Source organism: Neptuniibacter marinus, from assembly GCF_965223595.1.
GTDB classification, from domain to species: Bacteria; Pseudomonadota; Gammaproteobacteria; order Pseudomonadales; family Balneatricaceae; genus Neptuniibacter; species Neptuniibacter marinus.
This window is the reverse complement of record NZ_OZ245004.1, coordinates 3,551,950-3,577,785: the sequence shown is the minus strand read 5'-3', so window position 1 is coordinate 3,577,785 and position 25,836 is coordinate 3,551,950. Positions and strand designations below refer to the sequence as shown.

Genomic DNA, 25,836 nt, shown 5'->3' with positions numbered 1-25,836 from the left:
TGTTTAGGGGCTATACCTTATATAGCAGAGCCGTCATTTTCAGACTGTGACTAATTGTCACATGTGGCATTGGGTCACATTTATAATTACTCCTCTTTAGTTAAAATCGCCGCAATTCAACTCTTGTGGCTATTTTTCTATGAGTAAATATCTACCTTCTTTACTTCTCTTTGTAACTACCTCGTCAGTCGCTAATATCTATTGGCAACCGGTAGAGCAAACTCACTCTTCAGGTCATGGCCGTCAAGCTAAGCAGTTTCAGTTGATGGGTGAGCAGCCTGAGTTTAGTTCTGTTATCGAATTTATTCATTCGGATTTAGTGTCCGCTCCCTTAGATAAAAAGAACAGTATCGTTACACTGAAACCGACTGGGAAAGATAGTTATCACGCGCTAGTGGCTCGTCAAAAGAGTGATAATTTTCAGAGTCTAGCGGTTCGATATATTTATAACAACGGCCGTCCAGTTAGTACATCTCCCTCTGATCTTCTCGCTGTTGAATTGGGTGGTTTGCAAATAATCCCCTCTCCCTTGCCAAGAGAGCATTGGCGCTATGAAAGCTTAAAGACGTATAACTTTAATGTGATTTTGGATGGCGCTCCTTTGGCTGATCACCCTTTGCTCGCTACTACCACCTTAGGTAGTAATAAAGTGGTACATACCGATGATGAAGGCCGTGTGCAGCTGTTTACACCGGAAGATTTTCCAGAAATAGTGCCGCTTAAACGTGCTACCCCCGCTGCTGAGTTGCAAATGTTTAGTGCGGTGGAGAAAGATGGCGTTACTTATGAGGCAAGTTTAACTACCGCTTACCACGCTAGCGAAACAAGTTGGAAAAGTGTCAGTTTAGGTGCAGGTGTTGCCCTTGCTGGCATTGTTTTTGGTTTTGTTATTAATCGCCGTTTACCTGAGCATAGCAGGAGAAAAGTGAAGTGAATACGTTGAAAAACCTAACGGTACTGCGGCGTTTTGTGCAGTTATTTATGTTTGTTTTCTTGGTTTATGGGTCGACGGTTGTTGGTTTCTATGCGGCGGATAAGCTCTCCGGTGCTTTGCCATCATTAAGCTGCGCGTATGATTCTATGAACGCTGATTACTGTGCTCTTATTCCATTACAGCATCAGTTTCATCATCGTTTGGGGCCTGCAGTTGATAGCGGTGATTATTTGAAATTGTTGCTACCGGTGGGTACAACGATCGTTACTTTTTTAATGATGTTTGTACTTCTTAACAAGGCCTTTTGTGGTTGGGTCTGCCCTTTGGGTTTTTTCCAAGAGGTGATGGGGCTTATTGGTCAAAAGCTGGGATTGCGCCAAGTGAAAAGTTTGTCCCACGGTGCTGTGGATAAAGTAAGGCCTATTAAGTGGCTTATGCTCGGTGGATTAGTGTTTGGCCTACCAGCATTGACCAGTTTAGGTTTTCTGAGTGATGAGTGGGGTGACCCCTTCTGCCAAATATGCCCTAGCCGTATTCTGACAACACTGTTTACAGGTAGTGATGAGCAGTTGTTTGTTGATATTTCGACTCCTAGCTATATGGTGCTGTCTATCTTAGGTGATTTTCTTTTTGGTTTGGTTATCGCTATGTCCATGACCTTGCGTCAGCCGTTTTGCCGTATCTGTCCTTTGTTGGCGATGCATGCAGTGTTTCGCAAGATGGGTTTTGTTCGTTTAGTTAAGAAGGGGTCTTCGCGCTGTGATAAGTGCGGCCTTTGCGCTGAAGCTTGCCCTATGGATATAAAAGAGCTCCAGACAGATCACAATGCAACAGATAAAGCTAAAGATATCACCTTGCCTGACTGTACCTTATGCGGTCGTTGTGTCGAATTTTGTCCAGATAAAGATGTTCTGCAAATCCGTTACCTTAATATCCCGGTGTTTAGCGCTACTCCTCAGTATTTTAAGCGACGTAAAAAAGCCCAAACTCAATGGGAGAAAGTTAAGCTCATTGGTTTTGATCACTCTTTGGCTAAGCCGGTGAAAGTGAAATGATGAGCGCAGACCTATTGCAGTTAGGGTTTGTTGCTGCGACTTTCTCCGCTTTTTTAATCGGCCTTAGCTTTGGTACAGGGCCATGTAATCTAAGCTGCTTACCTTATTTAGGCCCTGTTTTACTTGGGCCTGGCGCTCAGCGACCTTTTGTCGAGGTGGTACTGCCTTTCATGTCAGGTCGTCTTTTGGGTTATCTATGCATGGGAACAAGTGCTGCATTGCTTGGCGGTATTATAAAGAGCTACCTTGCACATCCCTTAGTGCCCATTTTTGCTGCAGTCGTTAGCTTGTGGTTAGCACTAAAAATGTGGCGACAGGCAGGTGAAAAAAATGTTCAAGTGCCGGTGTTCATCAACCTACTGGGTCTAAAAGTGACAATCTTATCGCTTCTGATGCACAGCCGCTTGATGCACGTAACGCATGGCAGTTGAGTATGCTTGGTTTCTCGTTGGCGTTAAATCCTTGTATCCCTCTACTTGGCTTGCTTGCTGCTGCTGCGCAAAGTGCAGATCCTGTTTGGGGAGGCGCTATTTCTCTTAGCTTTGGTTTAGGCGCCATCGTGATTCCTAGTTTATTAGTCCGTTACGGGGTGGCGTTACTGGGTAAGGAGTTGAGAAATCAATTGGTTCAGTGGCAAGCAGGATTAACACGCACCGGCGCATTAATGTTGGTTCTAGTAGCGGTGAATACGGCATGGCGAGGTATTCCAGGATGATGTGGATAGATAAAGGCGGACCTATAGTATGGATTTTGGTTGCCTATTCCGTTATTGGGTTTTCTATTTTGGCAGGGCGTTACTTACAACTCCTATTTACACGACGGGTAAAGCTGGAACAGCCTATCTCTCAGTGGAAGGAGAGCGCTGAAAAAAGAGTTGTTGTTAAATTACAGCAGAAACAAAAACGGCATGCTCATGGGCCTGAGCTTCGAGCGGCCGCTACCCATCTGATTTATAACGAGATTAAGGTATTTGAAACGGGCCTTAAAACTGTGTCTATTCTAGCAAACACTGCACCTTTGTTGGGTTTGCTAGGTACTATTGCTGGCATGATAAAAGCGTTTCAAGTCATTGAAAATGCAGGTGGTAAGGTGGATGCGACCGCACTAGCAGGTGGTATATGGGAGGCGATGCTTACAACGGGTGTTGGGTTGGCTGTCGCCATTCCGTTATTAATCTTTCTGCACTTTCTTGAGTCTGCTCTGGCACGCTATCACTGGCGGTTGCAAAAAGCGGCTGCGCTAGTATTGGATCATCATGACCTGGAGTCGTCGAGCGTTCCTGAGGTAGCTACGGATGAGGGGGCTGTTAGTGCGATATAAGTCTCCTGTTCAACAGCATGGGATCCTAAATTTAACCCCATTAATAGATATAGTTTTTCTTTTACTGGTGTTTTTTATGCTGACCGCGCACTTTGTTGATGAAAGCAGATTGCGTTACAACTACCTAGCGCGGAAAGTGCGATGGATACCCATGTTGAGGACATTGTTACCGTGAGTATTGATGCGGCGGGAATCTATTTTATTGATGGAGAAGCCTTACATGCTCATATGTTGCGCGAGCGTTTGAAGGTGGAACAGGGTAAAAACCCTGAGATAATCTTGCAGTTAAAGGCCGATCAAGAGGTGAGTTATAGCAAGCTTGTTCATGTATTAGATAGTGCACGCTTGGTGGGAATATCTAGCATAGATATAGTTACAGAGCCTCTTTAATGTCTGTCCCGATTAAACCTTATCACCGCCTTATTTTTGCCGTAGGCGTTCTTTTTTCACTTGGTATTCATGGGGTTGTTGGCTATAAACTGCAGCATACCAAAGTGGAGCAAACGCAGGAGTTAATGCCAAGTTATGCTGCTGTTCGCATCAATGTTTCCAAACCTATACCCGCCCCCGTACTTAACACCTCTGCGTTAGAAAAATCGGTAGTTCCTATTGCCGAATTGCCACCTAAAATTGAAAAGCCAAAGCCAAAGCCAAAGCCAAAGCCAAAGCCAAAGCCAAAGCCAAAGCCAAAGCCAAAGCCAGCCGAACCGTTAAAGTCTAAGGATAATCAGGCTGCTCAGCCTCAGCCTCAGCCTCAGCCTCAGCTTGAGTCCGTGGTGCCAAATGATCTACCTATTAAAAGTAAGGCTGAGCAGCGGGATCGTTTGCTTGCTGAGTTGGTTCGGCGCATAGACAAAAATAAACAGTACCCCAGTCGTGCACTTAAACGAGGGATTCAAGGGCGGGTGAGCTTCCGTTTAACCTTGAATAACGAGGGCTACCTGCAGAGTTTTGAGTGGATTGATGGAAATCGTTTGTTTTATAAAAGTACTTTAGCTTCGATCAAGCGATCTTTACCTATATCTATTCCTTCTGAGTTGTTAAATGGCGCTGCCTCGTTTAATTATGAGTTGGCGTTGCAGTATAAGATTCTCCGATAGCCTTGGCTGCGCTTTGTTTGTATCTTCCTTCTGAGATACTTGCTCCTTTCATATTTATCCATCTAACAGATAGACGTTTTTATAGTTGAGCAGCTTCAGCTATTTCGGACTGTTTGTGCCTTATTTTAGTGATTACTTCTTTATTTAACCCCTCTTTTTATAAATTTACAGTTTATTTTTGATTTTTCATAAATTAATTATGATTATTCGTGTAATTACTTTTAATCATTGTTTTTCTGTTTTTATTGAAATCTTTTCAAGTCAAAGCAAGCCTATAAAGTCCTTATATTTCAATGCCTTACATTATTTTGAAGAAGAGAGTATTGCGCTTCTTGTTTTTCTTTTTTTTCTCTTATATTTCAATAGGTTACATGTCGATAATTATCTTAATTTATTTGTGATTTATCAATATAAAATATATAATAATCATATAAGTTAAATGATCCTTCAAAAGGAGTAAATGAAAATGCAAGAAAAGGAAGTAAGGCTTTTATTTAAGGCGGGTGTGTTTGATTCATGCCAAGCAATGCCTATCTCTATGGCACGGGGATGGACGCTTAAATTTGTTACGAAACAGGAGGAGGTTTTTACACTTGAGCTTCAGCGTTCTAAAAAAGAGCGAGAATTTAAAAGCTTAGATGGGGCGGCAGCCGTCGCTAAGCGAATTGGATTTGAATGGTTGAAAGTTCAAATCGGTGATTTGGAATGGCAGGAGAAAGTTAAATAGATCGGCGTGTTTTTGTAAGAAAACTAGGATCGGTGCTATTCACGTTATTATTAAGTGAGATCGAAGAATGGGTGCTTACTTGGCGTTGATTTTAGTTGGAGCGGGGCTGTTTCTGAAAAAGCTTATAAAAAAAGCCATCTTTTACGATGACTTTTTGGTGGGGGTTTAAAGGTACGATTTAGAATTGATAACGATAACTCAGCATGGCTGATCGAGGCGCTCCAGGTGAAAAGGTTTTTTCACCACTAGTATCTTTTAGTGCTTCCACAGCGTAACGCTTATCAAATAGGTTTTGGATGTTTAGGCTGATATCGTGAGGACCTTTTGTGTAGCCAATATTAACGCTAGTGACAAAGTCATAGCCGCCGTATTTTTCGCTATTTGCGTTATCTAGATAATATTCGCCCCAGCTGTCGGCTTGTAAGCGGGCTTTTATGCCAGATGGGTGGGTATAGTTTGCATTGATGCTGTAGTAGTGTTTTGGCACAAAGGGTAGCTGATTACCTGAGCGGTCAAAGTTATCAGGAACGCCCATACTATAAACAATTTCAGAAAAGTCGTTATAGGTGTAGTCGCTATAGGCGTAATTGAATCCGAGTGATAACTCCCCGGGGAGTTGTTTCTCTAATACATTTAATGCACCGCTAAACTCTATGCCCTTTTTATCTGTGCTACCTGCATTTTGGTAGATGCTTTCGCCGTTCGTGCGGACGTTAATAATCTCATCTTCTACTTCGCTGATATAGGCATTTAAGTCAAACTGCCATCTGGAGGCGCGACCTTTTAAGCCCACTTCAAAACTGCGGCTCGTTGAGTTTTTAAGATCGGAATTGCTTTCGAGCTCGCTTGCAAACGGCACTTGCTCGCCTTGCGCCAAGTTACCGAACAGGGTGAGGTTGTTGTTGAGTTTATAACTAACACCAACGCGTGGTGAGAACAGATCAAAGCTATGTTGCATTTCACTGTTGCCGCCACTACCAGGAATTGTTAGATAACCGCCCATGCCATAGTTATATGAGGTATCGCTATTCCATGTTTCTTGTTCGACTTTGATATGATCAAACCTGAAACCTGCATCAATTAGTAATCTGTCGTTGGGGCGTAGGTTTTCCTGCAAAAAGAATCCGTAAACGGTATTTATTTCATTTTGTTCTTCTAGTAATTCACCCTTTCTATCAGATAGAGTGCTGACTAAGGTGGGGCCTGCTGTAACTATATCGGCGTAAGCATATTTTTGTGCGCCTATATTACGGTCTTGGCGATATGTAATACCGCCGACTAAATTGTCTTTACCTAGCAGATTATGAGCATAAGCAAGTTCTAAATCGGTCCCCCAGATATCAACTCCTGGCGTATCATTAATAATGCCCGTGACGGGATGGAAATGACTCCAGTGGTTATAGTAAACGCGTGGTTTCAATGTGATGGCGCCCAAATCTACATTTAGGCGGCTGTTGAAAAAGAAGATTTCAGAGTTGCGGGCAGAGTTTTTAAAGGCGTCGCTGTTATCTGTTTGTTTACCGGTGCGTTTGTACTCTTCAAACTGGCTTTCGTTCATGCTGCCGGGCAGATTGAGCTGCGCTTTTGTATAGCTGAATTCAGTCTCTAATTCGCTGTTGTCTGATGGGAGGAAGCCGCCCTTTATACTGAACTGGTTGGATTCAAAATCATTATGCTCGCGCCAATCATTATCTGCTTTTCGGTGGGATGCAGTAATGGCGAGTGCATTACCCTCCTCGGACATAAATGATTTACGTAGATGAAGGTTGCTCTGTCCGAATTCACCAGTACCCAGTTTTATTTGATCACGCCTATCATCAAAAACCGATTTTGAAATAATATGGATCGCACCACCGGTAGAGCCCGGTGCATAAATATTGCCTGGACCTTTGCTGACCTCGATCTGTTCAATATCTTGGGTGTCGATAAAATCCATACGCGTGAAGCTATCAGGATCGGTAATAGGTACACCATCCCTAAGCACCATGATCTCTCGTATACCGTACTGTGCTTTTAATCCTGCGCCACGGACTATCATGCGTGAGCTATAACCGCCGCTAGTGGATTCAATTAATACACCGGGTGTGCCTTTAAGTGCATTGGCAATGTTGGTCATATTCTCTTGTTCGAGTCGAGCTTGATCAACAATCGCAATGCTTTCAGGTACTTCAGCTGAGCTTCTTTCTGCTCGGGTAGCTGTGACCGTAATCGTATCTGGAATTATTTCGGTCGTTACTTTTGAGGCTGAGTCTTCATCGGCAAAAACCGAGAGAGGAGCAATCATTGCCGAAATGAGAATAGCTATTTTTTTGGTGGGGAAGGGGGGCTGACATAGTGACATGTGATTTCCGTCCTAAATATATATTGGCGCGGAAAATAAGTGATTTTTAGTACGCTAACAATGTGGCACAGTGTCGCGCGGCATCCTGCCGCAGGTCGTTCCGCGGTTTTTTTTTATATTAATTAGTAGCATTAATGAATGGTTGTGATGTTATTAATTATAGTTTTGACTTGAAGAGCTGGTGTGACGTTATTATGATTGGTATCTTTACGGCGCACATGAAGTGCATTTTTATAGATAGTTATTTAAGGAATAGTTAGGTGAGAAAGATACTTATAGCAACGGCTTTGATGGCCGGTATGGCATCACAAACTGCAATGGCTGATTCAGCATTCTATGTAGGTGGTAGTGTTGGTCAAACTGAGATTGATTACGCTGCATTTCCAGGTTTAACAGTAACGGATGATTCTGATACGAGCTGGAAACTTTTTGCTGGTTATAATTTTAATAAAAACGTTGCGCTTGAGTTCGCGTACCAAGATTTAGGCGACAGTACAGTTGATCTTTCGGGTGTTCCGGTATCGGTTGATGGCGATGCTGTTTCTTTAGCGGTGCTCGGCAAGTTGCCATTGGGTGAAAAGGCTGAAGTGTTCGCCAAGTTGGGCGTCGCACGTCTTGATGCAAATGTTGATGCGGCAGGTATAGGAAGTGTATCTGATAGTGAGTCAGATGTGCTTTATGGACTTGGGTTTAATTATAATGTGACTGACACTGTAGATGTGCGTTTAGAGTGGGAGCGTATGGATTTTGAAGACCAAATTGATACGGTATCACTTGGTGTTAGTTATAACTTCTAAACGAGTATAGCTACAGTGCTTTTAACGCCCTCAATTTACGCTTTATTCCCCTTCAAGATCATCTCATGCAATGGGTATGTTCCCGTGCGTCGGTCTTCAAAGTAGAAGTTGAGGGCGTTTTTAATAGTGGAAAAGGCAAGGTCATCCCAAGGAATCTCCTTTTCGCTAAACAGTTCAACCTCAAGGGATTCATTGCTCGGTGCATATTCTGGCTTGTCTAAATGGGCGAGATAGATAAGTTGCACCTGATTAACGTGAACAATAGAGGTTAAGGTATAGAGATGGCTGATTTCGACATGAGCATTAGCTTCTTCATAAGTTTCTCGTAATGCTCCTTCCATAGTGGATTCATTGTTTTCCATAAATCCTGCGGGCAGTGTCCAGTAGCCTTTTCTGGGTTCAATTGCGCGTTTACAGAGTAAGACCTTATCTCGATAAACCGGTAAACAGCCGGTGATAACTTTGGGATTCTGGTAATAAATTGTCTCGCAGTTATCACAAATATGACGCGGTAAATTGTCTTCGTCGGGGATGCCTAAGCGAAGAGGGTTTGCGCAATTGGAACAAAATTTCATCCTACATCCTTAAGCGTGCTGCTAGTGGTTTGCGAGTCTATAGATTATAAATATCGCAAAGAGATAGAGAGTCTATAAAATCTTACTTAATTTGTCGCTGTGCTTAAGGGTATGATTAAAGCAGAGTGAATAATAATGATATTTATATGATAACGACTATACGAAAACGTTTAACTGGATTAACTCCCGCTCGGTTTTCATCAAACCGACCGCAAGCCAGTGTGCTTATTGCATTAACGGATGATGATGATCCAGAAGTTATTCTAACTAAACGAGCCGCCACACTCTCAACCCATAGTGGGGAGATAGCATTTCCTGGCGGTAAATATGATGAGACCGATACAGATCTATTGTTTACCGCGTTGCGTGAAGCTCATGAAGAGGTGGGTTTGCAGCCTTCGTTGGTTGATGTTATCGGTCCTTTAGGGCAAGTGCTTTCTAAGCACGGTTTGCAGGTTACGCCTTGGGTGGGCGTTGTGCCTAAAACGGTTGAGCTGGTACCGAACTTAGGTGAACTTGATGAGATATTTAGTGTCCCGCTAAGTTTTTTCTTAGCGGATCAGCGTTACTCAACAGATGAGATACGCTTTAAGGGGAAATCACTTTATGTTCCCGCATGGGAGTATCAAGGGCATATTATTTGGGGCTTAACGGCTTATATGTTGGTTGAGCTTTTAAATGAAGGGTGCGGTGCTGATATTCCAATGAAACCGAGGCCTGAATATGCAGTTAGACATTTTTTACGTGACTAGGAGGAGCCGTAATGTTGTATTCCCTTGAAGAGCAAAGTGTCAGATTAATAGGTAAAGAGCATTTTGTGGCAGAAAACGCGACGGTTATCGGTAATGTTGAGCTACATGACTGCAGTAGTATTTGGTTCAATGTTGTTATTCGCGGTGATAATGATCCTATCCTTATTGGAGCGGGTTCAAATATCCAGGATGGTGCAGTTTTACATACTGATCCAGGGTTTACCTTGCGTATAGGTTCAAATGTGACAGTGGGGCATCAGGCCATGTTACATGGTTGTGAGGTAGGAGATGGTTCCTTGATCGGTATTAATGCTGTTGTTTTGAACGGGGCTAAAATAGGCAAAGGTTGTTTGATTGGTGCAAACGCTTTAGTCACTGAAGGTATGCAAATTCCGGACTATTCGTTAGTAGTGGGATCACCTGCAAAAATAAAGCGTAGCTTATCGGTAGAGCAGGTAGCTGAGTTAACAAAGAATGCTGAGCATTATGTTGATAATATGCGCCGTTACAATCGTAGTTTAGAGCGGCAAGGCTAAGTAATGACAGAACAGATAAACAAACCTATCCCAAACCCTTGTGTTGGCGTATGTGCACTCGATGAAAATGACCTTTGTATTGCTTGTCAGCGTAGTGGTATCGAGATAGCTGAGTGGGGTGTTTACACCAATGAAGAGAAGATCGATGTTTGGAAAAAGATCAAACAGCGAGAGTCGGGCGATTTTTCAGAATAATTTTAGGGTCTGTTGGTTATGAATGTGATGATCGATATTTGCATTGTGCCTTTAGGGGTAGGTGTATCAGTCTCAAAATATGTCGCAGCCTGTCAGCGTGTTCTAAATGATGCTCAGTTGGAGCATGAGATGCATGCCTATGGCACTAATGTGGAAGGGGATTGGGATGAAGTGATGGTAGCAGTCAAACGCTGTCATGAAATAATACATGAGATGGGCGCGCCACGGATAACAACCTCTATGCGTTTAGGTACGCGAACCGACCGTGAGCAAACAATGAATGATAAAGTTCAAAGCGTAAGGGATCGGTTGGAGCGAGAATAATATAGGTCGGATTGAGCACCAGCTTCTCTCGAAGCTCAACCCTTATATTAAAGAGGAGCTAGTCTTCTTGCTCTTTTTCAAAGGCGATTATTCGAGCGGTCTTGATTACATTGTCGCTGATTTGAAGCGTCTCGATATGATAGTGCATTAGTTGCAAGCAGACGTTAGCTTCAGGAATGGATTCCAGGGTTTCCGTAATCAAGCCATTCATTGTTTTTGGGCCATCGGTAGGTAAGTTCCAATCCAGCGCTTTGTTAACATCGCGAATATAGGCACTGCCTTCAATATAATAGCTGCCATCTTCTTGTGGAAATATATCTTGATCGGCCTCTCTAGGGCTAGACGATAGCTCTCCGACAATCTCTTCTAATATATCTTCTAAGGTCACGATGCCTTGGATATCGCCATATTCATCGACCACTAAGCCGATACGACGGTTTTGTGATTGAAAGTGGACCAACTGGGTTTCTAGCGGCGTGCTTTCAGGTACAAAGTAAGGTTCTCGTATAACCTGAAGAATCGCTGCTTTTGTTACTTTTCCTTCATGGAATACCTGCGCAAGGTTACGCATATGGAGAATACCCACCACCTTGTTAAGCTCACCTTGGTATACAGGTAGGCGAGTATGCTCGGTATTGCCCAAACGGTTAATAATCGTATCAATATCATCATCTAGGTCGATCCCCATTACTTCGTTGCGAGGGATCATAATGTCATTTACTGTTACTTCAGACAGCTCTAATACCCCTAACAACATGCTTTGGTTGTTTTGTGGAAGTAGGGCGCCGGCCTCATTAACTAATGTTCTAAGCTCTTCAGTGCTTAGGTGGTGATTATTGTCACCAGTTACATTGACCCCAAATAAGCGCAGAAAAGTGTTTGTAATACCGTTTATCACCCATACCAGTGGGTAGGATATTTTTAATAGCGGTGCAAGAAGATAAGACGCAGGGAAAGCGATTCTTTCTGGATAGAGCGCAGCCATTGTCTTTGGTGAAACTTCCGCAAAAATAAGAATGATTAATGTTAGCCCGAAAGTGGCGATCATAATTCCTGTATCGCCCCATAATCTAACGCATATAACAGTAGCTATTGCTGAGGCTAAGATATTAACGAAGTTGTTACCAATCAGAATAACGCCAATCAAACGATCGGGGCGTTCAAGTAATTTGCTGGCTTTACGTGCTCCACGGTGCTTTTTCTTGACCAGATGTTTCAGCCTGTATCGGTTGAGCGACATCATTCCGGTTTCTGAACTGGAGAAAAATGCAGAGCATAAAATTAAGAAACAGAGTATTCCAAGGAGAAATCCTATCGATGCGTCTTCCAAGACGGTATGCCTATCTTATGAATGGAGCGTCATTTTCAAATGTGGCCCTTTACCTGTCAAGGGCTATTACCCCTACATTTTGTCTATTTAGACGAATAGAGGTATTTATCTGATAGAAGCGGGATTAGATGAGTAATTCAATTACCATTTTGCTACCAAAAAAGCCAAGCGCAAGGGTGATAAAGCTAGCAATAGTCCAGCGTACTGCTGTGTTGCTACGCCAGCCAAAGCTAATGCGACCAAATAATAAGGTTGCATACAAAAACCAAGCACAGATCGAAAATGCAGTTTTGTGAACTAAGTGTTGTGCAAATAGATCTTCAAACACGATAAAGCCAGTGACCATTGCCGCGGTCAATAAGACTAAGCCGGTCCAGACCATCTCAAATAGTAAGCATTCCATCGTTTGGAGTGGCGGCAGGGATGACACAAGTCCGCGAGTATGGTGCTGTTTCAGTGCTGTTATTTGGAAGGAGAGCAATATAGCTTGCAGTGTTGCCACCGTAAAAATACTGTACGCCAAAATCGATAGCAAAATATGGGCGATTACGCCGCCACTATAGATTTTTCCATCAGATACTCCAGTAGCCAGTGTGGCTAATGAAGCGATGGCGGCCATAGGAAAAACACCAATAAAAAGATTATCTATATTTTGGCGCAAGCTACTAAGAAGAACGATGCTAGCGACGAGCCAAGAGATAAGTGAGCTAACACTAAAGAAGCTTAAGTTAATTCCATCGGGCTGGTGGAGTACGATGTAAAGCGCCAAAGTATGGGAGCATAAGCCCAACACACCCAGTAGTTGGTTGAAATAGCGTGGTTGTTGGCGGCTACCGCGCATAACTTGCCACTGTAGGATTCCAGCAGCGCTATAAAGCATTACGGCAACAAGTGTGGATATAGCTAGCATCTAAGTCTCTTCTGTCCAGCGTTCAAGTAGAACAGTGTTATGGCATGAAGCGCTAGTTTGTCACATATAAGCGCCGGATTAAAGAATAGCAATAGAGATACAAAGAGTAATTTAAAGGGGCTGCTCAGGATGCCTCTTGTACGGTATAATGTGCCGATAATTAACTTAGTTTATCTTTTTCCCTTAATAATATGCTTATTTATGAAGCGCTTTCGCAGGGGGAAAGTCGAGGCAGGACATGTTTGAGAATTTAACAGAACGACTTACGCACACGTTACGCTCAGTGACCGGTCAGGCGAAACTGACGGAAGATAATATTAAAAGCACTCTGCGTGAAGTGCGTATGGCGCTGCTCGAAGCGGATGTTGCACTCCCTGTCGTTAAAGAGTTCGTTAATAGCGTTAAAGAGCGTGCTGTTGGGACTGAAGTTACTAAAAGCCTGACCCCAGGTCAGGTATTTGTAAAGATCGTCAATGAAGAGATGGTCAAGGTCATGGGGGAGGCGAATGAAAAGCTGAACCTAGCGGTCGTACCTCCAGCTGTTGTTATGATGGCGGGTCTTCAGGGGGCGGGTAAAACGACCTCGGTGGCAAAACTGGGTCGTCATCTGCGTGAACGTGAAAAGAAAAAGGTCTTAGTTGTTTCGGCCGACGTATATCGTCCGGCGGCTATCAAGCAGCTTGAAACGCTAGCGACCGAGGTGGAGGTTGATTTCTTCCCATCATCGGCGGACCAAGATCCTGTTGATATAGCAAATGCAGCAATCGCCCATGCACGTATTCAACACCATGATGTTGTCTTGGTTGATACGGCGGGTCGTTTGCATGTTGATGAAGATATGATGGGTGAGATTAAACGTCTGCATGAAGCGGTTAATCCGGTAGAAACCCTATTCGTTGTCGATTCGATGACAGGTCAAGATGCGGCCAATACCGCAAAAGCTTTTAACGAAGTATTGCCTTTAACTGGTGTTATCCTTACCAAAACCGATGGTGATGCCCGTGGTGGTGCCGCTTTATCTGTACGTCAGATTACCGGTAAACCTATTAAGTTCTTAGGTGTTGGTGAAAAAGTTGATGCCTTAGAGCCTTTCCATCCTGATCGTGTTGCTTCCCGTATCTTAGGTATGGGCGACGTGCTTTCCTTAATTGAGGAAGCTGAGCAGAAGATTGATAAAGTCAAAGCGGAAAAATTTGCCAAGAAAATCAAGAAAGGTAAAGGTTTTGATTTAGAGGATTTCCGTGAGCAGATCTCCCAGATGAAAAACATGGGTGGTATGGCCGGAATGCTTGATAAGCTTCCTGGTATGGGGCAACTGACTCAAGCCGCCAGTGCTGCAAATGCTGAAAAAGGTATGCATCAAATGGAAGCGATCATTAATTCAATGACCGCATTAGAACGTCGTAAGCCGGATATTATTTCTGGTTCGCGTAAAAAACGTATAGCTAAAGGCTCTGGAACCCAGATTCAGGATATTAATCGCCTGCTTAAACAGCATAAGCAAATGTCGAAAATGATGAAAAAATTCAGCGGCAAAGGCGGTATGACCAAAATGATGCGCGGCATGAAAGGTATGTTACCGCCGGGCATGGGTGGTGGTCCTGGTGGTATGGGCGGCCCTGGCGGTTTCCCTGGGATGTAAGCCTTTTTAATTAATCGGCGAAAAGACTTTATTAGGGCGGGTAATTCTAGTAGAATTCCCGCCCTAATTTTTAATGGTTCAGTCTGCCTCAAAAACAGGCTGTTTTTCTAACTGTGGGCGATATTAAAACCCACTCAATAAAGGGATCTAACGCATGGTAACTATTCGTTTGTCTCGTGGTGGCGCTAAGAAGCGTCCGTTCTATCACATCTCAGTAGCAGACTCGCGTAATGCGCGTGACGGTCGCTTTATTGAGCGTGTGGGCTTTTTTAACCCAACAGCACGTGGTCAAGAGGAAGGTCTTCGTATCGATCTTGATCGTGTTGAATACTGGCAGAGTAAAGGCGCACAGCTATCTGAGCGCGTTGCTAAGCTAGTTAAAGAAGCTAAAGCAGCTAAGTAATTTTTAGGTTTTTGGTCAGGGTTAAAGATGAGCAGTGATCCAAGTAATGAACATATCATTGTCGGAACGATTTCTGCTGTCTATGGGATTAAGGGTTGGGTAAAAATTTACTCTAACACTGATCCAATAGAAAACATTTTTTCCTACAAGCCGTGGTTGGTAAACATTAACGGTGTATTGAAGCCTCTCGAGGTGGAAACCGGTAAGCGCCATGGTAAAGGGCTAGTTGCAAAACTGGTTGGAGTAGATGATCGAGACGTAGCGCGTAAATATTGCGGGCTTGAAATCTCGGTTGATGCAAAGCAACTTCCAAAATTGGACGCTGGTGAGTACTACTGGAGTCAGTTGCAAGACCTATTAGTTTATACCGAGTCCGATCAATTATTGGGCAAGGTAAGCCACCTGTTAGAAACTGGCTCAAATGATGTGTTAGTTGTGAAGGGAACGGCAGACAGTCTCGATCAAAAAGAGCGACTGTTGCCCTATCTTCCTGACCAGGTGATAAAAAATATTGACCTTGAAACAGGTACCATGCGGGTCGATTGGGACCCGGAATTCTGAACCATGTGGTTTGGTGTGGTAACTCTTTTTCCTGAAATGTTTGATGCAATTAGTTGCTACGGCGTTACGGGACGAGGAGTAAAAAACGGTTTGATACAGATGCAGTGCTGGAACCCTCGGGATTTCACGCATGATAAGCATAAAACTGTAGATGACCGCCCTTATGGTGGCGGCCCAGGCATGTTGATGAAAGTTCAACCGCTTAGGGATGCTATTCATGCGGCAAAAGACGCTGCGGGCGATGAGGTAAAAGTTATTTACCTATCCCCACAGGGACGACGTATGGATCATCAGGGTATGCAGGAGCTAGCTTCTCGTAAGAAGCTGATTCTGGTAGCAGGGCGCTATGAAGGTATTGATGAGCGCCTAATAGATGCAGAGATTGATGAAGAGTGGTCGCTAGGCGATTTTGTGCTTAGTGGCGGGGAATTACCCGCAATGACTATGATTGACGCAGTTTCTCGTTTGGTTCCTGGTGTTTTAGGACATCAAGATTCAGCTACTGAGGATTCGTTTTGTGATGGATTGCTAGACTGCCCGCACTACACTAGGCCGGAACAGTATGATGATATGCAGGTACCTGAAGTGTTGCTGAGCGGCAACCATAAAGAGATCAGACGCTGGCGTCTGAAACAACAGCTGGGAAGGACTTGGCAACGCCGACCTGACCTGCTCGAATCTCTTGAGTTAAACGCTGAGCAAAAGTCATTGTTAACCGATTTTATCCGGGAGACCCAAGGGTCCGAAGGTTGAATGTTTAGGAGCAAGCGATGAGCGGCAAAAACCTAATTATTCAGCAGCTTGAAGCTGAACAAATGAATAAAGAAGTACCAGAATTTGCACCAGGTGATACTGTTGTAGTTCAGGTTAGAGTTGTAGAAGGCGAGCGTACTCGTCTGCAGGCGTTTGAAGGTGTAGTTCTTGGTAAGCGTAACCGCGGTCTGAACTCTGCTTTCACTGTACGTAAAATTTCTCACGGTGTGGGTGTTGAGCGTACTTTTCAAACTTTCAGTGCTGCAGTTGATAGCATTGAAGTTAAGCGTCGTGGTGCGGTACGTCAGGCTAAGCTTTACTACTTGCGTGAGCGTAGTGGTAGATCTGCACGTATTAAAGAAAAGTTGGGTTAATCGCCTTTCCTTCTTTAGCAAAAAAGCGACTTCGGTCGCTTTTTTTGTGTTTGCCGTTTACCTGATCTCGATATCTGTTATAAAGTTTGGACAGAGTTGAATATCCACGCCCATAATATTAGGGTTGAAAAGCGGCTAGTTTTGCAAGTTTTGGGTACAGGGAGTTAATCTTAGGTCAGCCTATGAAAAACAAAACCATCAAGCACACTGTTTCATTATGTCTGGTTATCCTTGTTCCCGTCTTACTGTTTGCCGGAGCTTATGGATTTGTTTGGTGGAAAGTCTCTGAGTTCGCAGATGACTTTGCGCGCGATATATCACCTTATGCTGATATGAAATACCAAGATATTTATATAGATCTTTTTCAATCTGAGGTTGGTCTGCGTGGTATGAGTTTTATCCCCGCGGGTATGAAAGGCGAAATAGGGATTGATGCTACGACCTTAAAAGCACCTTCATGGGGATTTATTCTTAGTTTGGATGAGCAGCTGTCAAAAGGTGAACTGCCAGAATCGTTTAATATTGATATTTCTGGAATTGATCTTAATCTCCAAAGTGGTTACATGCAGGACTGGGGACGGATGGCCGCTGATGCACAGCACCATGTGGGCCCAAGTTACGATACTTTAGCCTGCGGTGACCGTCATTTCTTTTCGATCGCCGATATTCGTAAAATGGGCTATAGCCGCATTCGCAGTGATCTATCTATCCAATATGCTTTTGATAAAGTAGACAAGCAGCTTAACTTTGATTTGCAAAGCAAAACTGCGCAAATGGCTGATGCGAGCATCTCTTTGAATGTTGGTGTCACTAGTGACACGTTAAATATGCAGACAATCGCTTTTGCTCAGCCGCAGTTGAAAAGGATTAAAACTCGTTTTTATGACCGTGGATATAATGTTCGTAAAAACAAATTTTGTGCGGCTTTAAATAAAGAACCAGTACAAGATTATCGTCAGCGTTATGCTGAGATGTTAAGTAAACGTTTAGATTATGAAGGTTGGACAGTCCCTAAACATTTGTTTGATGCGATTGATGGTTTAAATAACCCCGGTGGTTCTTTTTATCTACGTGTTGATATTCCGCAAGGGTTTGGTATGCAGTCAATGGCGCTAATTCAGCAGCCAACTGATCTATTAGATGCTTTAAATCCATATATGGAATTTAATGGTAAGGCGGTCTCTTGGGAAGGGGTTGCTTGGAGTGAGCCTGACCCTGAAGGAGAGCGCTTACTGCATGAGTTGAATATGGGCGCCGAAGAGGTGTCGGAGATAGAGCAGGTACCAAGCGTTCTTCCTGAAGAAGATGCTGAACATTTTGATATGAGTATAGCTATGCCTTCTCCTGTTTATGAGCGCCGTAATCAGCATGCTCTAAAACGATTGAAGCAGCAGAAAAATGAAAAAACCTTTAAGCCCGTTGAGCTGTCGAATTTAGAGCCCCACTTAGGTGAGCCGGTGATTTTGTACACCTATTTTGGACGTAAAGTTGAAGGCCGTTTGATTGATGTGAATCCCGATGTAATTACCGTTGAGCATCGTTTAGTGGATGGTCGCGGAACTGCGACTTATCCGATCTCTCGAGATAAAATTCAAAGTGCGCGCCTTTATTATTAATTCCTCTTGCTGTCCTGTGTATCTGTCTTGTGTCGGATGGAGTGATTGTGTCGTCTTCCATTAAAGCTGCTGTTGTTCTAAGTGACAAAGATAGCCAGCTCATTGATACATATTTAGATGCTATTTGGATGGAAAAAGGCTTGAGTGAAAACACGCTTTCCTCCTACCGTCGGGATCTGAATCAGTTTGGTTTGTGGTTAAATCAGCGCGGGGGACACCTTATCTCCTGTGTGCGGTCTGAGTTGCAGCAGTATTTAGGCTGGCGAGTTAAGGAGCGCTTACGTGCCAGCTCTACGGCGAGAATGCTCTCATGCTTGAGAGGGTTTTATCGTTATCTGTTACGTGAAGAACTAATTAGTGAAGATCCGGTGCTTTTAATAGATAGCCCGAAAAAGGGACGAAGCCTACCTAAAACATTGACGGAAGATGATGTTGAGCGCCTCTTAGATGCGCCGGAACTAAACGATCCTATCCACTTTCGTGATCGTACTATGTTAGAAGTCCTTTATGCTACAGGGTTACGTGTTACTGAATTAGTAAGTTTGCAGTTATTTGAAGTGAATTTGAATCAAGGTGTGATTCGCGTAATGGGTAAGGGCGGCAAAGAGCGCTTGGTTCCGTTAGGTGAAGAAGCGATTAGTTGGGTGCAGCGTTATTTAGTGCAGGTTCGGCCTATTCTATTGGGTGAGAATGTGAGTGATGTGCTGTTTCCTAGCCGGCGAGGGCAGCAGATGACACGGCAAACCTTTTGGCATCGTATAAAACATCATGCCTTGGTTGCGGGTGTTGATAAGCCGTTATCACCCCATGTAATTAGACATGCATTTGCGACACATCTACTGAATCATGGGGCTGATCTTCGAGTGGTGCAGATGCTATTGGGGCATAGTGATCTATCGACTACGCAAATTTATACTCATGTGGCCCAGCAAAGATTACAGTCCTTGCATCAAATCCATCATCCGCGGGGTTAATTACAGGAACTTCACTAGGAAAATAGAGTCCTAGGTATAATACGCAATTAGGCAGTTGGAATAGTTAGAGGAAAATGATGAAAAAAATATTAATATCGGCCATGCTGTTAATGAGCAGTTTGAGTATTAATGCCCAAGCAGCAAGTCCTGAGGAGATGATTACGCAGAACCTGCAAAAGGTTAATGCGAGTCTCCAAGTTGAGACCGTGGTCAAAGCACCAGTGGATGGAATGTATGAGGTGGTATTGAGCACTGGTGAGATCCTCTATTCCGATGAGCAGGGTCAATATTTCTTATTAGGTAAATTGTTTCAGTTTAGTGAGCCTGAAGGTTTTATTGACGTGACAGAACAGAAGCAGAGCGTCATCAGAAAAGAGTCCCTTGCCAAAATTGATCCTGAACAGATGGTTGTCTACCCAGCGGAAGGCGAATTAAAAGCGACAATCAACGTGTTTACCGATGTGGATTGCCCTTACTGCCGTAAACTGCATGCCGAAGTGCCTAAATTGACAGCTATGGGTGTCCAAGTTAATTATCTGGCTTTTCCTCGACAAGGAGCAGGCACTGCGACCTATAGAAGCATGGTATCAATTTGGTGTGCTGAAAGTGCAGACGGCCGGCGGAAAGCGATGGATGCAGCTAAAGGTAGCGGAGACCTAGCATCTAAAACTTGTGATAGCCCTGTAATGGAACAGTTTCATATAGGTCAAAGAATCGGTGTTACTGGTACGCCTGCCATTGTTCTATCTGATGGTAGTTTACTGCCAGGTTATGTTCCTGCGGCGCAATTAGCGAAAGCGTTAAAACTGCAATAAGTTCGTTTATATTCTTAATAATAAGGGAGCCTCGGCTCCCTTATTTATTTGTTGCTACAGAATGATTGCAGAGATAGAGCTATTGCATTGTTTTGGCTATAATACTCGGCTCATTTTTACGGAACTTATATCAGTGGATCAATTTGCCATGTTTCAATGTTTATTGGCTACGTTGGTTTATCTGTTTCCGTTAGATTTCTAAATCACAGTTATGACTCAATAGGTATATATACTGTGAGAAATAGTTGTTCAACAGCATGCGAGGTGCAAGTTTGAAACCGGTCAAAGTAGGTATCTGTGGATTAGGTACAGTCGGTGGTGGCACATACAATGTGCTGAAGCGAAATGCCGAAGAGATTGCTCGTCGGGCAGGACGTAAAATCATAGTGGAAGAAATTGGTGCTCGTCACACTAATCCGGACTGTGATACCAAAGGTATACAGCTTACAGATGATGTTTTTGCGGTGGCTAAAAACCCAGAAATTGATGTAGTTGTTGAGTTGATCGGTGGTTATGACGTAGCAAAAGAACTTGTGCTGACAGCTATAGAGCATGGTAAGCATGTTGTAACTGCGAACAAAGCCTTAATCGCTGTTCATGGTAATGAGATTTTCGAAGCTGCGCAGAAAAAGAATGTCATGGTTGCATTTGAAGCATCGGTTGCCGGTGGTATCCCGATCATCAAAGCGATCCGTGAAGGTTTGTCTGCGAATAAGATTAATTGGTTAGCCGGTATTATTAATGGTACAGGCAACTTCATTATGACCGAAATGCGCGATAAAGGGCGCGATTTTGACGATGTGCTCGCTGAAGCTCAAGCACTGGGTTATGCAGAAGCTGATCCAACCTTTGATGTTGAAGGTACTGATGCGGCTCATAAGTTAACGATTTTAGCCTCTATCGCGTTTGGTATCCCTTTGCAGTTCGACAAAGCTTTTACTGAAGGCATCAGCAAAATCACTCGCGATGATGTGCAGTATGCTGAAGAGCTTGGCTACCGCATTAAACATTTAGGTGTTAGCCGCCACACGGATAACGGTGTGGAGCTGCGAGTGCATCCAACGCTGATTCCTGAGTCTGCGCTTATCGCCAATGTAAACGGTGTGATGAACGCAATTTTGGTTGATGGCGATGCGGTTGGCCAAACTATGTATTACGGGCCGGGTGCTGGCTCTGAACCGACTGCTTCTGCTGTTGTAGCTGATATAGTCGATGTTGTTCGTACCTTGACCGCTGATCGTGATAACCGTGTACCTCATTTGGCCTTCCAGCCATCAGAGTTATCAGATGCACCGATTCTGCCAATGGATCAGACAGAAACTGCCTACTATCTACGCATGAATGCCCAAGAGAAACCGGGTGTGCTGGCAATGATTACCAGTATTCTGGGTGAAGAAGGCATCAATATTGAAGCCATTATTCAGAAAGCAACAAGCGAAGATCAGGTGCCGGTTATTATTTTGACCCAAACTGTGGTTGAGCAGAAGATGAACGATGCAATTGCAAAAATCGAAGCGCTAGATGAGATTAACGGTAGTGTTACTCGTATTCGCGTTGAAAATTTTGGCCGTTAAGGAGTAATCCCGTGAAATATATCTCTACCCGGGGAAAAGCTCCGGCAATGAATTTTGAAGAGGTTCTTCTAGCTGGTTTAGCAAGTGATGGCGGCCTATATGTGCCAGAAACATTGCCTACTTTCAGCAAAGAGGAGATCGCCTCTTGGGTCGGTCTACCATATAACGAATTGGCTTATAAAGTGATAAAGCCATTTGTTGATGACTGCGTAGCCGATGCAGATCTCAAGCAGATGATTGATGAGACTTATGCGGGTTTCAATCATATTGCTGTCGCACCGATGAAAGAGCTAGGTACTAATGAGTGGATCCTAGAACTTTTTCATGGCCCAACCTTGGCATTTAAAGACTTCGCACTTCAGTTGCTCGGTCGCTTGATGGATTACGCACTTGAAAAGCGTGGTGAACATTTAGTGATCATGGGTGCAACTTCAGGCGATACAGGTTCAGCGGCGATTGAAGGCTGCTGCCATAGTAAACATCTGGATATTTTTATTCTGCATCCGCATAACCGCGTATCAGAAGTGCAGCGTCGTCAGATGACAACCGTTATTAAAGACAATGTGTTTAATATTGCCTTAGAAGGTAACTTCGACGATTGTCAGCAGATGGTTAAAGATAGCTTTGCTAATCAAGACTTCCTTAAAGGAATGAAGCTAGGTGCAGTAAACTCGATCAACTGGGCGCGTATTATGTCCCAGATCGTTTATTACTTCTCTGCCTCTCTTGCGGTGGGTGGTCCAGAACGTGAAGTGAGCTTCTCTGTGCCTACAGGTAACTTCGGTGATATTTTTGCCGGTTATCTAGCTAAGCAGATGGGTTTGCCGATCAAGCAGTTGGTTGTTGCTACTAACCGTAACGATATTTTGCACCGTGTTATCTCCGGTAACGATATGTCCAAAGGAGAGTTGGTTCATACCTTATCACCGTCTATGGATATTATGGTGTCATCAAACTTTGAACGTATGTTGTTTGATGTATACGGCAAAGATGGCGCAGCCATTGATGATCTAATGGCGCGTTTCTCGAAAGAATCGGTTGAACTCGATTCTGACCGTTGGGATAAAGTACGTGAGCTATTTGATAGCTGTGCCGTTGATGATGACGCGACTTGTGAAACAATTAAACAGGTTTATGCTGAGACAGAATACCTACTTGATCCGCATACCGCGATTGGTGTTAAAGCCGCGCGTGAATGCAACCGTGATAAGTCTGTACCGATGATCACTTTAGCGACTGCGCATCCGGTTAAATTCCCTGAGCCTGTTGTTAAAGCGGGTTTGGAGTCGCCTCAGCTACCGGCGTATATGACGGACCTATTTGAGCGCGAAGAAAAGCTAGACGTATTAGATAATGATCTAAAGACCGTTCAGCAGTTTATTGCGGGCCATGCTCACACAGAATAATTATTTTTTTAATGTGATACTCTCAAAACCCGATGTACTTAACGTCGGGTTTTTTGTATCTGACGATTGATTATTTTATGTTAAGAAAGGAATCGCTTCGATGACCGATCTGTTTTTTTACCTATCTAAAATTTTTTGGCTGATTGTTCAGCCCGATCATTTTTTGTTGTTAGTGTTACTGATCGGTTTACTGCGTTGGCGTAGAGCATCCAGTGTAGTGATGGTCTGGGGCTCGGTGTTAGCTCTTCTCTGTTTAAGTGTATTCCCAGCGGCTAACTATCTTCTCGAACCTTTAGAGCAGCGATTTCCTCAGCCTGATTTAACTCAAATAGAAACACCGATAGCAGGTATTATCGTTTTAGGAGGAGGTGAGGAAGCAGAGCTTTCAGCAGTGCATGACATGCCTCAGTTCAACAGCGCGGCGGAAAGGTTGATGGTGTTACCTGCTTTAATGCTGCGTTATCCACAGGCTAAAGTTATTTTTACGGGTGGGTCTGGTTCATTACTCAAACCTCAATACCGCGGTGGTGATGTGGCTAAGCAGTGGCTGACAGAACAAGGGTTAGGTGCCAGGCTTATTGTCGAAAGGGATTCACGAAATACCTTCCAAAATGCAATGTATAGCCGTGAAATTATTGATGAACTTAAACAAAATGATCAAGAGAACGACCTAGCCAGCGGTAAATGGTTGCTTGTGACCTCTGCATTTCATATGCCACGCTCCGTGGGTGTTTATCGTCAAGCGGGCATCGATGTTATTCCTTACCCTGTTGATTACCGACAGTTTAATAATCAAATTCAGCTCGGTCTGAACGCTAATATGTCAGAACTTAATGTGGCTGTCCGAGAGTGGATTGGGCTTGCGGCTTATTACTTAACTGATAAAACAGCGGTTTTGCTGCCGAAACCATTCGCTCATCGGTCTGTGCAAAGTAAATTGCAAAACACAGAACAGCAAATGCTCGAAACTCGTCACTTAGAAACACAAAACGCTGAAAATCCAAAACTTGACGCCAATAGTGCGGAGCCTCAACAAGTAACGCCTTTACTCAATGGAATAACAGAAACTTAATGAAAGAACTGGTGATTACCCAGCGTAAGAACGCTGATCCTAGCTTGCCCATATTTAGTCAAACAAACCCTGTTTTAGCACGGATTTATGCTTCTCGCGGTATTCATGATGTAGACGGTTTAGGACGCAACTTAAAAGAGTTGCTGCCCGATAGTGGTTTAGCCGGTATGGATGCTGCTATAGAGCGCTTAGTGGTTGCGCTTAAAAAGCGTGAAAAAATCATGATTATTGGCGACTTTGATTGTGATGGCGCAACCAGTACAGCGGTGGCGGTACTGGCTTTACGCATGATGGGAGCGGAGGAGGTTTGTTACCTTGTTCCTAATCGTTTTGAATATGGTTACGGCCTAAGTCCCGAGATTGTGATGGAGGCGTTAAAGCAAGCCCCTAATTTATTGATTACTGTTGATAATGGTATCTCCAGTATTGAAGGGGTTGCCGCCGCTAATATCGCTAATTTAGATGTCATTGTTACCGACCACCATCTTTCGGGTTGCGAATTACCGGATGCCTGCGCAATTGTTAACCCTAACCAACCGGACTGCCATTTTAATGCTAAATCCACCTGCGGCGTTGGTGTTATCTTCTACGTGATGATCGCACTAAGGCGTAAACTGCAAGCGCTTAACTGGTTTGAGGAGCAGGGGTTAGCACTGCCTAACCTAGGCAGCCTTCTTGATCTTGTTGCCTTAGGCACTGTGGCTGATGTGGTTCCTTTAGAACAGAATAATCGTGTGCTGGTCTATCAAGGCTTACAACGCATTAAAGCGGGTCGCTGCCGACCCGGTATCAAAGCCTTAATTGAACTATCAGGTCGCCAACAGCATAAAATAGCGTCCTCTGACTTAGGCTATGCTTTAGCGCCACGTCTAAACGCTGCGGGGCGTTTAGAGGATATGTCGATCGGGATTGAATGTCTATTGACTGAATCTGAACAGCAAGCAAAAGAGCTGGCTGCTACGCTAAATGACCTTAACCAAGAGCGCAAAGGCATAGAGCAGGAGATGCAACAACAAGCCTTAGATCTGTTGGCGCACCTTCAGCTAGATGATGAAGCCTTACCTTACGGATTATCGCTCTATGAGCCAGAATGGCATCAAGGTGTGATCGGTATTTTAGCCTCCAGAATCAAAGAGAAAACCCATCGGCCTGTTATCGCGTTTGCTCAAGGTGATGAGGGAGAACTTAAAGGCTCGGCCCGTTCAATTCCCGGTTTTCATATTCGAGATGGCTTAGATGCGATCGCAGCAAAACACCCCGCACTTCTGCGTAAATTTGGCGGTCATGCCATGGCAGCAGGATTAACGATCAGTGATAAAGATCTAGACTTATTTCAGCAAGCCTTTGATAGCGAAGTGAGACGGCAGTTATCAGATGCGGATCTACAACAACAAGTGATTACCGATGGTGCATTAAGTGCCAATGATATGACCATTGAGTTAGCTGAAATGCTCCGTGATGCAGGCCCTTGGGGTCATCAATTTCCAGAGCCATTGTTTGAGGGTGAGTTTTCACTTCTACAGCAACGAATTGTCGGCCATCGCCATCTGAAAATGGTATTGATGGAACCCGCTTCAGGATTAGCGGTAGATGCGATACAGTTTAATGCCGATATGGACCAATGGCCGGATGAATCGAAAACCCATGTACGGGTTATCTATCGTTTAGATGTAAACGAATTCCGTGGCCGCAAAAGCGTACAGATGCTAGTCGATCACTTATTAATCCCCGATCAGTAAAAAGAGTGGAA

At 43.9% G+C, this 25,836-nt stretch carries 28 protein-coding genes and 1 pseudogene; 25 read left to right on the top strand and 4 right to left on the bottom strand.

What is annotated here, in order from left to right:
• Window positions 1-139 precede the first annotated feature (139 nt).
• The 8 genes and pseudogenes from ACOQOE_RS16945 (at window position 140) to ACOQOE_RS16910 (ending at window position 5,136) form a co-directional block, all read left to right on the top strand.
• A complete protein-coding gene (locus tag ACOQOE_RS16945; protein ID WP_067862518.1) occupies window positions 140-934 on the top strand; it encodes a hypothetical protein in 795 nt (264 codons plus the stop codon).
• The gene (locus tag ACOQOE_RS16940) at window positions 931-1,989 is read left to right on the top strand and encodes a 4Fe-4S binding protein (RefSeq protein WP_067862516.1); all 1,059 of its coding nucleotides are present in this window, start codon (window positions 931-933) and stop codon (window positions 1,987-1,989) included. Before ACOQOE_RS16945 ends, ACOQOE_RS16940 begins: the two co-directional genes overlap by 4 nt.
• Window positions 1,986-2,420, top strand: a complete 435-nt coding sequence (locus tag ACOQOE_RS16935) for a sulfite exporter TauE/SafE family protein (RefSeq protein WP_420554534.1) — start codon at window positions 1,986-1,988, stop codon at window positions 2,418-2,420. Before ACOQOE_RS16940 ends, ACOQOE_RS16935 begins: the two co-directional genes overlap by 4 nt.
• The gene (locus tag ACOQOE_RS16930) at window positions 2,417-2,704 is read left to right on the top strand and encodes a sulfite exporter TauE/SafE family protein (protein WP_420554533.1); all 288 of its coding nucleotides are present in this window, start codon (window positions 2,417-2,419) and stop codon (window positions 2,702-2,704) included. Before ACOQOE_RS16935 ends, ACOQOE_RS16930 begins: the two co-directional genes overlap by 4 nt.
• Entirely contained in the window at window positions 2,701-3,309 is a 609-nt protein-coding gene (locus tag ACOQOE_RS16925; RefSeq protein WP_420554532.1) for a MotA/TolQ/ExbB proton channel family protein, read from the top strand. Before ACOQOE_RS16930 ends, ACOQOE_RS16925 begins: the two co-directional genes overlap by 4 nt.
• A pseudogene (locus tag ACOQOE_RS16920) lies at window positions 3,284-3,699 on the top strand (ExbD/TolR family protein). Before ACOQOE_RS16925 ends, ACOQOE_RS16920 begins: the two are co-directional and overlap by 26 nt.
• Window positions 3,699-4,409: an energy transducer TonB gene (locus tag ACOQOE_RS16915; protein ID WP_420554531.1), complete on the top strand. Its 711-nt coding sequence runs from the start codon at window positions 3,699-3,701 to the stop codon at window positions 4,407-4,409. The pseudogene ACOQOE_RS16920 and the gene ACOQOE_RS16915 overlap by 1 nt, the downstream one beginning before the upstream one ends.
• A gap of 466 nt (window positions 4,410-4,875) precedes the next feature.
• On the top strand, window positions 4,876-5,136 hold the full coding sequence (locus ACOQOE_RS16910) for a hypothetical protein (RefSeq protein ID WP_067863284.1): 261 nt from the start codon (window positions 4,876-4,878) through the stop codon (window positions 5,134-5,136).
• 178 nt (window positions 5,137-5,314) lie between these two features.
• On the opposite strand, the gene ACOQOE_RS16905 is transcribed toward ACOQOE_RS16910, so the two are convergent.
• A complete protein-coding gene (locus ACOQOE_RS16905; protein WP_420554530.1) occupies window positions 5,315-7,477 on the bottom strand; it encodes a TonB-dependent receptor in 2,163 nt (720 codons plus the stop codon).
• Window positions 7,478-7,737: 260 nt separating this feature from the next.
• Between ACOQOE_RS16905 and ACOQOE_RS16900 the strand changes: the two genes are divergently transcribed.
• The gene (locus tag ACOQOE_RS16900) at window positions 7,738-8,274 is read left to right on the top strand and encodes an outer membrane beta-barrel protein (RefSeq protein ID WP_303518816.1); all 537 of its coding nucleotides are present in this window, start codon (window positions 7,738-7,740) and stop codon (window positions 8,272-8,274) included.
• Between the two features lie 35 nt (window positions 8,275-8,309).
• Here ACOQOE_RS16900 and ACOQOE_RS16895 read toward each other — a convergent pair whose 3' ends face one another.
• Window positions 8,310-8,849, bottom strand: coding sequence for an NUDIX hydrolase (locus tag ACOQOE_RS16895; protein ID WP_420554529.1), 540 nt, complete (start codon window positions 8,847-8,849; stop codon window positions 8,310-8,312).
• 146 nt (window positions 8,850-8,995) lie between these two features.
• Here ACOQOE_RS16895 and ACOQOE_RS16890 point away from each other — a divergent pair, with 146 nt between their 5' ends.
• The 4 genes from ACOQOE_RS16890 to ACOQOE_RS16875 are packed head-to-tail and all read left to right on the top strand — an operon-like array spanning window position 8,996 to window position 10,656.
• Window positions 8,996-9,601, top strand: coding sequence for a CoA pyrophosphatase (locus ACOQOE_RS16890; RefSeq protein ID WP_420554528.1), 606 nt, complete (start codon window positions 8,996-8,998; stop codon window positions 9,599-9,601).
• 11 nt (window positions 9,602-9,612) lie between these two features.
• Window positions 9,613-10,137, top strand: a complete 525-nt coding sequence (locus tag ACOQOE_RS16885; protein WP_420554527.1) for a gamma carbonic anhydrase family protein — start codon at window positions 9,613-9,615, stop codon at window positions 10,135-10,137.
• A gap of 3 nt (window positions 10,138-10,140) precedes the next feature.
• Complete coding sequence (locus tag ACOQOE_RS16880) at window positions 10,141-10,332, top strand: DUF1289 domain-containing protein (RefSeq protein ID WP_067862501.1); 192 nt, start codon at window positions 10,141-10,143, stop codon at window positions 10,330-10,332.
• 18 nt (window positions 10,333-10,350) lie between these two features.
• On the top strand, window positions 10,351-10,656 hold the full coding sequence (locus tag ACOQOE_RS16875) for an MTH1187 family thiamine-binding protein (protein WP_420554526.1): 306 nt from the start codon (window positions 10,351-10,353) through the stop codon (window positions 10,654-10,656).
• 58 nt (window positions 10,657-10,714) lie between these two features.
• Here ACOQOE_RS16875 and ACOQOE_RS16870 read toward each other — a convergent pair whose 3' ends face one another.
• Both ACOQOE_RS16870 and ACOQOE_RS16865 read right to left on the bottom strand, forming a co-directional pair.
• Window positions 10,715-11,986 (bottom strand): HlyC/CorC family transporter, encoded by a 1,272-nt coding sequence (locus tag ACOQOE_RS16870; RefSeq protein WP_420554525.1) that lies wholly within the window; start codon window positions 11,984-11,986, stop codon window positions 10,715-10,717.
• Between the two features lie 124 nt (window positions 11,987-12,110).
• Window positions 12,111-12,896 carry a cytochrome C assembly family protein gene (locus ACOQOE_RS16865; RefSeq protein ID WP_067862495.1) on the bottom strand — a complete coding sequence of 262 codons (786 nt, stop codon included), beginning with the start codon at window positions 12,894-12,896 and terminating at the stop codon, window positions 12,111-12,113.
• Between the two features lie 238 nt (window positions 12,897-13,134).
• Between ACOQOE_RS16865 and ffh the strand changes: the two genes are divergently transcribed.
• The 12 genes from ffh (at window position 13,135) to recJ (ending at window position 25,825) form a co-directional block, all read left to right on the top strand.
• The gene (gene ffh / locus ACOQOE_RS16860) at window positions 13,135-14,538 is read left to right on the top strand and encodes a signal recognition particle protein (protein WP_067862493.1); all 1,404 of its coding nucleotides are present in this window, start codon (window positions 13,135-13,137) and stop codon (window positions 14,536-14,538) included.
• Between the two features lie 154 nt (window positions 14,539-14,692).
• Complete coding sequence (gene rpsP, locus ACOQOE_RS16855; RefSeq protein WP_067862491.1) at window positions 14,693-14,941, top strand: 30S ribosomal protein S16; 249 nt, start codon at window positions 14,693-14,695, stop codon at window positions 14,939-14,941.
• Between the two features lie 27 nt (window positions 14,942-14,968).
• Window positions 14,969-15,502 (top strand): ribosome maturation factor RimM, encoded by a 534-nt coding sequence (gene rimM, locus ACOQOE_RS16850; RefSeq protein WP_067862488.1) that lies wholly within the window; start codon window positions 14,969-14,971, stop codon window positions 15,500-15,502.
• Window positions 15,503-15,505: 3 nt separating this feature from the next.
• Window positions 15,506-16,255 carry a tRNA (guanosine(37)-N1)-methyltransferase TrmD gene (trmD, locus tag ACOQOE_RS16845; protein WP_067862486.1) on the top strand — a complete coding sequence of 250 codons (750 nt, stop codon included), beginning with the start codon at window positions 15,506-15,508 and terminating at the stop codon, window positions 16,253-16,255.
• A 17-nt stretch (window positions 16,256-16,272) separates the two neighbouring features.
• Window positions 16,273-16,629, top strand: a complete 357-nt coding sequence (gene rplS, locus ACOQOE_RS16840; RefSeq protein WP_067862484.1) for a 50S ribosomal protein L19 — start codon at window positions 16,273-16,275, stop codon at window positions 16,627-16,629.
• A 182-nt stretch (window positions 16,630-16,811) separates the two neighbouring features.
• Window positions 16,812-18,245: a hypothetical protein gene (locus tag ACOQOE_RS16835; protein ID WP_420554524.1), complete on the top strand. Its 1,434-nt coding sequence runs from the start codon at window positions 16,812-16,814 to the stop codon at window positions 18,243-18,245.
• Window positions 18,246-18,373: 128 nt separating this feature from the next.
• A complete protein-coding gene (gene xerD / locus ACOQOE_RS16830; protein ID WP_420555494.1) occupies window positions 18,374-19,219 on the top strand; it encodes a site-specific tyrosine recombinase XerD in 846 nt (281 codons plus the stop codon).
• 74 nt (window positions 19,220-19,293) lie between these two features.
• Window positions 19,294-20,034, top strand: coding sequence for a DsbC family protein (locus tag ACOQOE_RS16825; RefSeq protein WP_420554523.1), 741 nt, complete (start codon window positions 19,294-19,296; stop codon window positions 20,032-20,034).
• Window positions 20,035-20,306: 272 nt separating this feature from the next.
• Entirely contained in the window at window positions 20,307-21,608 is a 1,302-nt protein-coding gene (locus ACOQOE_RS16820) for a homoserine dehydrogenase (RefSeq protein WP_067863276.1), read from the top strand.
• A gap of 11 nt (window positions 21,609-21,619) precedes the next feature.
• On the top strand, window positions 21,620-23,014 hold the full coding sequence (thrC, locus tag ACOQOE_RS16815; RefSeq protein WP_420554522.1) for a threonine synthase: 1,395 nt from the start codon (window positions 21,620-21,622) through the stop codon (window positions 23,012-23,014).
• Between the two features lie 100 nt (window positions 23,015-23,114).
• Window positions 23,115-24,086 (top strand): YdcF family protein, encoded by a 972-nt coding sequence (locus ACOQOE_RS16810; protein ID WP_420554521.1) that lies wholly within the window; start codon window positions 23,115-23,117, stop codon window positions 24,084-24,086.
• On the top strand, window positions 24,086-25,825 hold the full coding sequence (recJ, locus tag ACOQOE_RS16805) for a single-stranded-DNA-specific exonuclease RecJ (RefSeq protein WP_420554520.1): 1,740 nt from the start codon (window positions 24,086-24,088) through the stop codon (window positions 25,823-25,825). The genes ACOQOE_RS16810 and recJ overlap by 1 nt, the downstream gene beginning before the upstream one ends.
• Window positions 25,826-25,836: the final 11 nt, after the last annotated feature.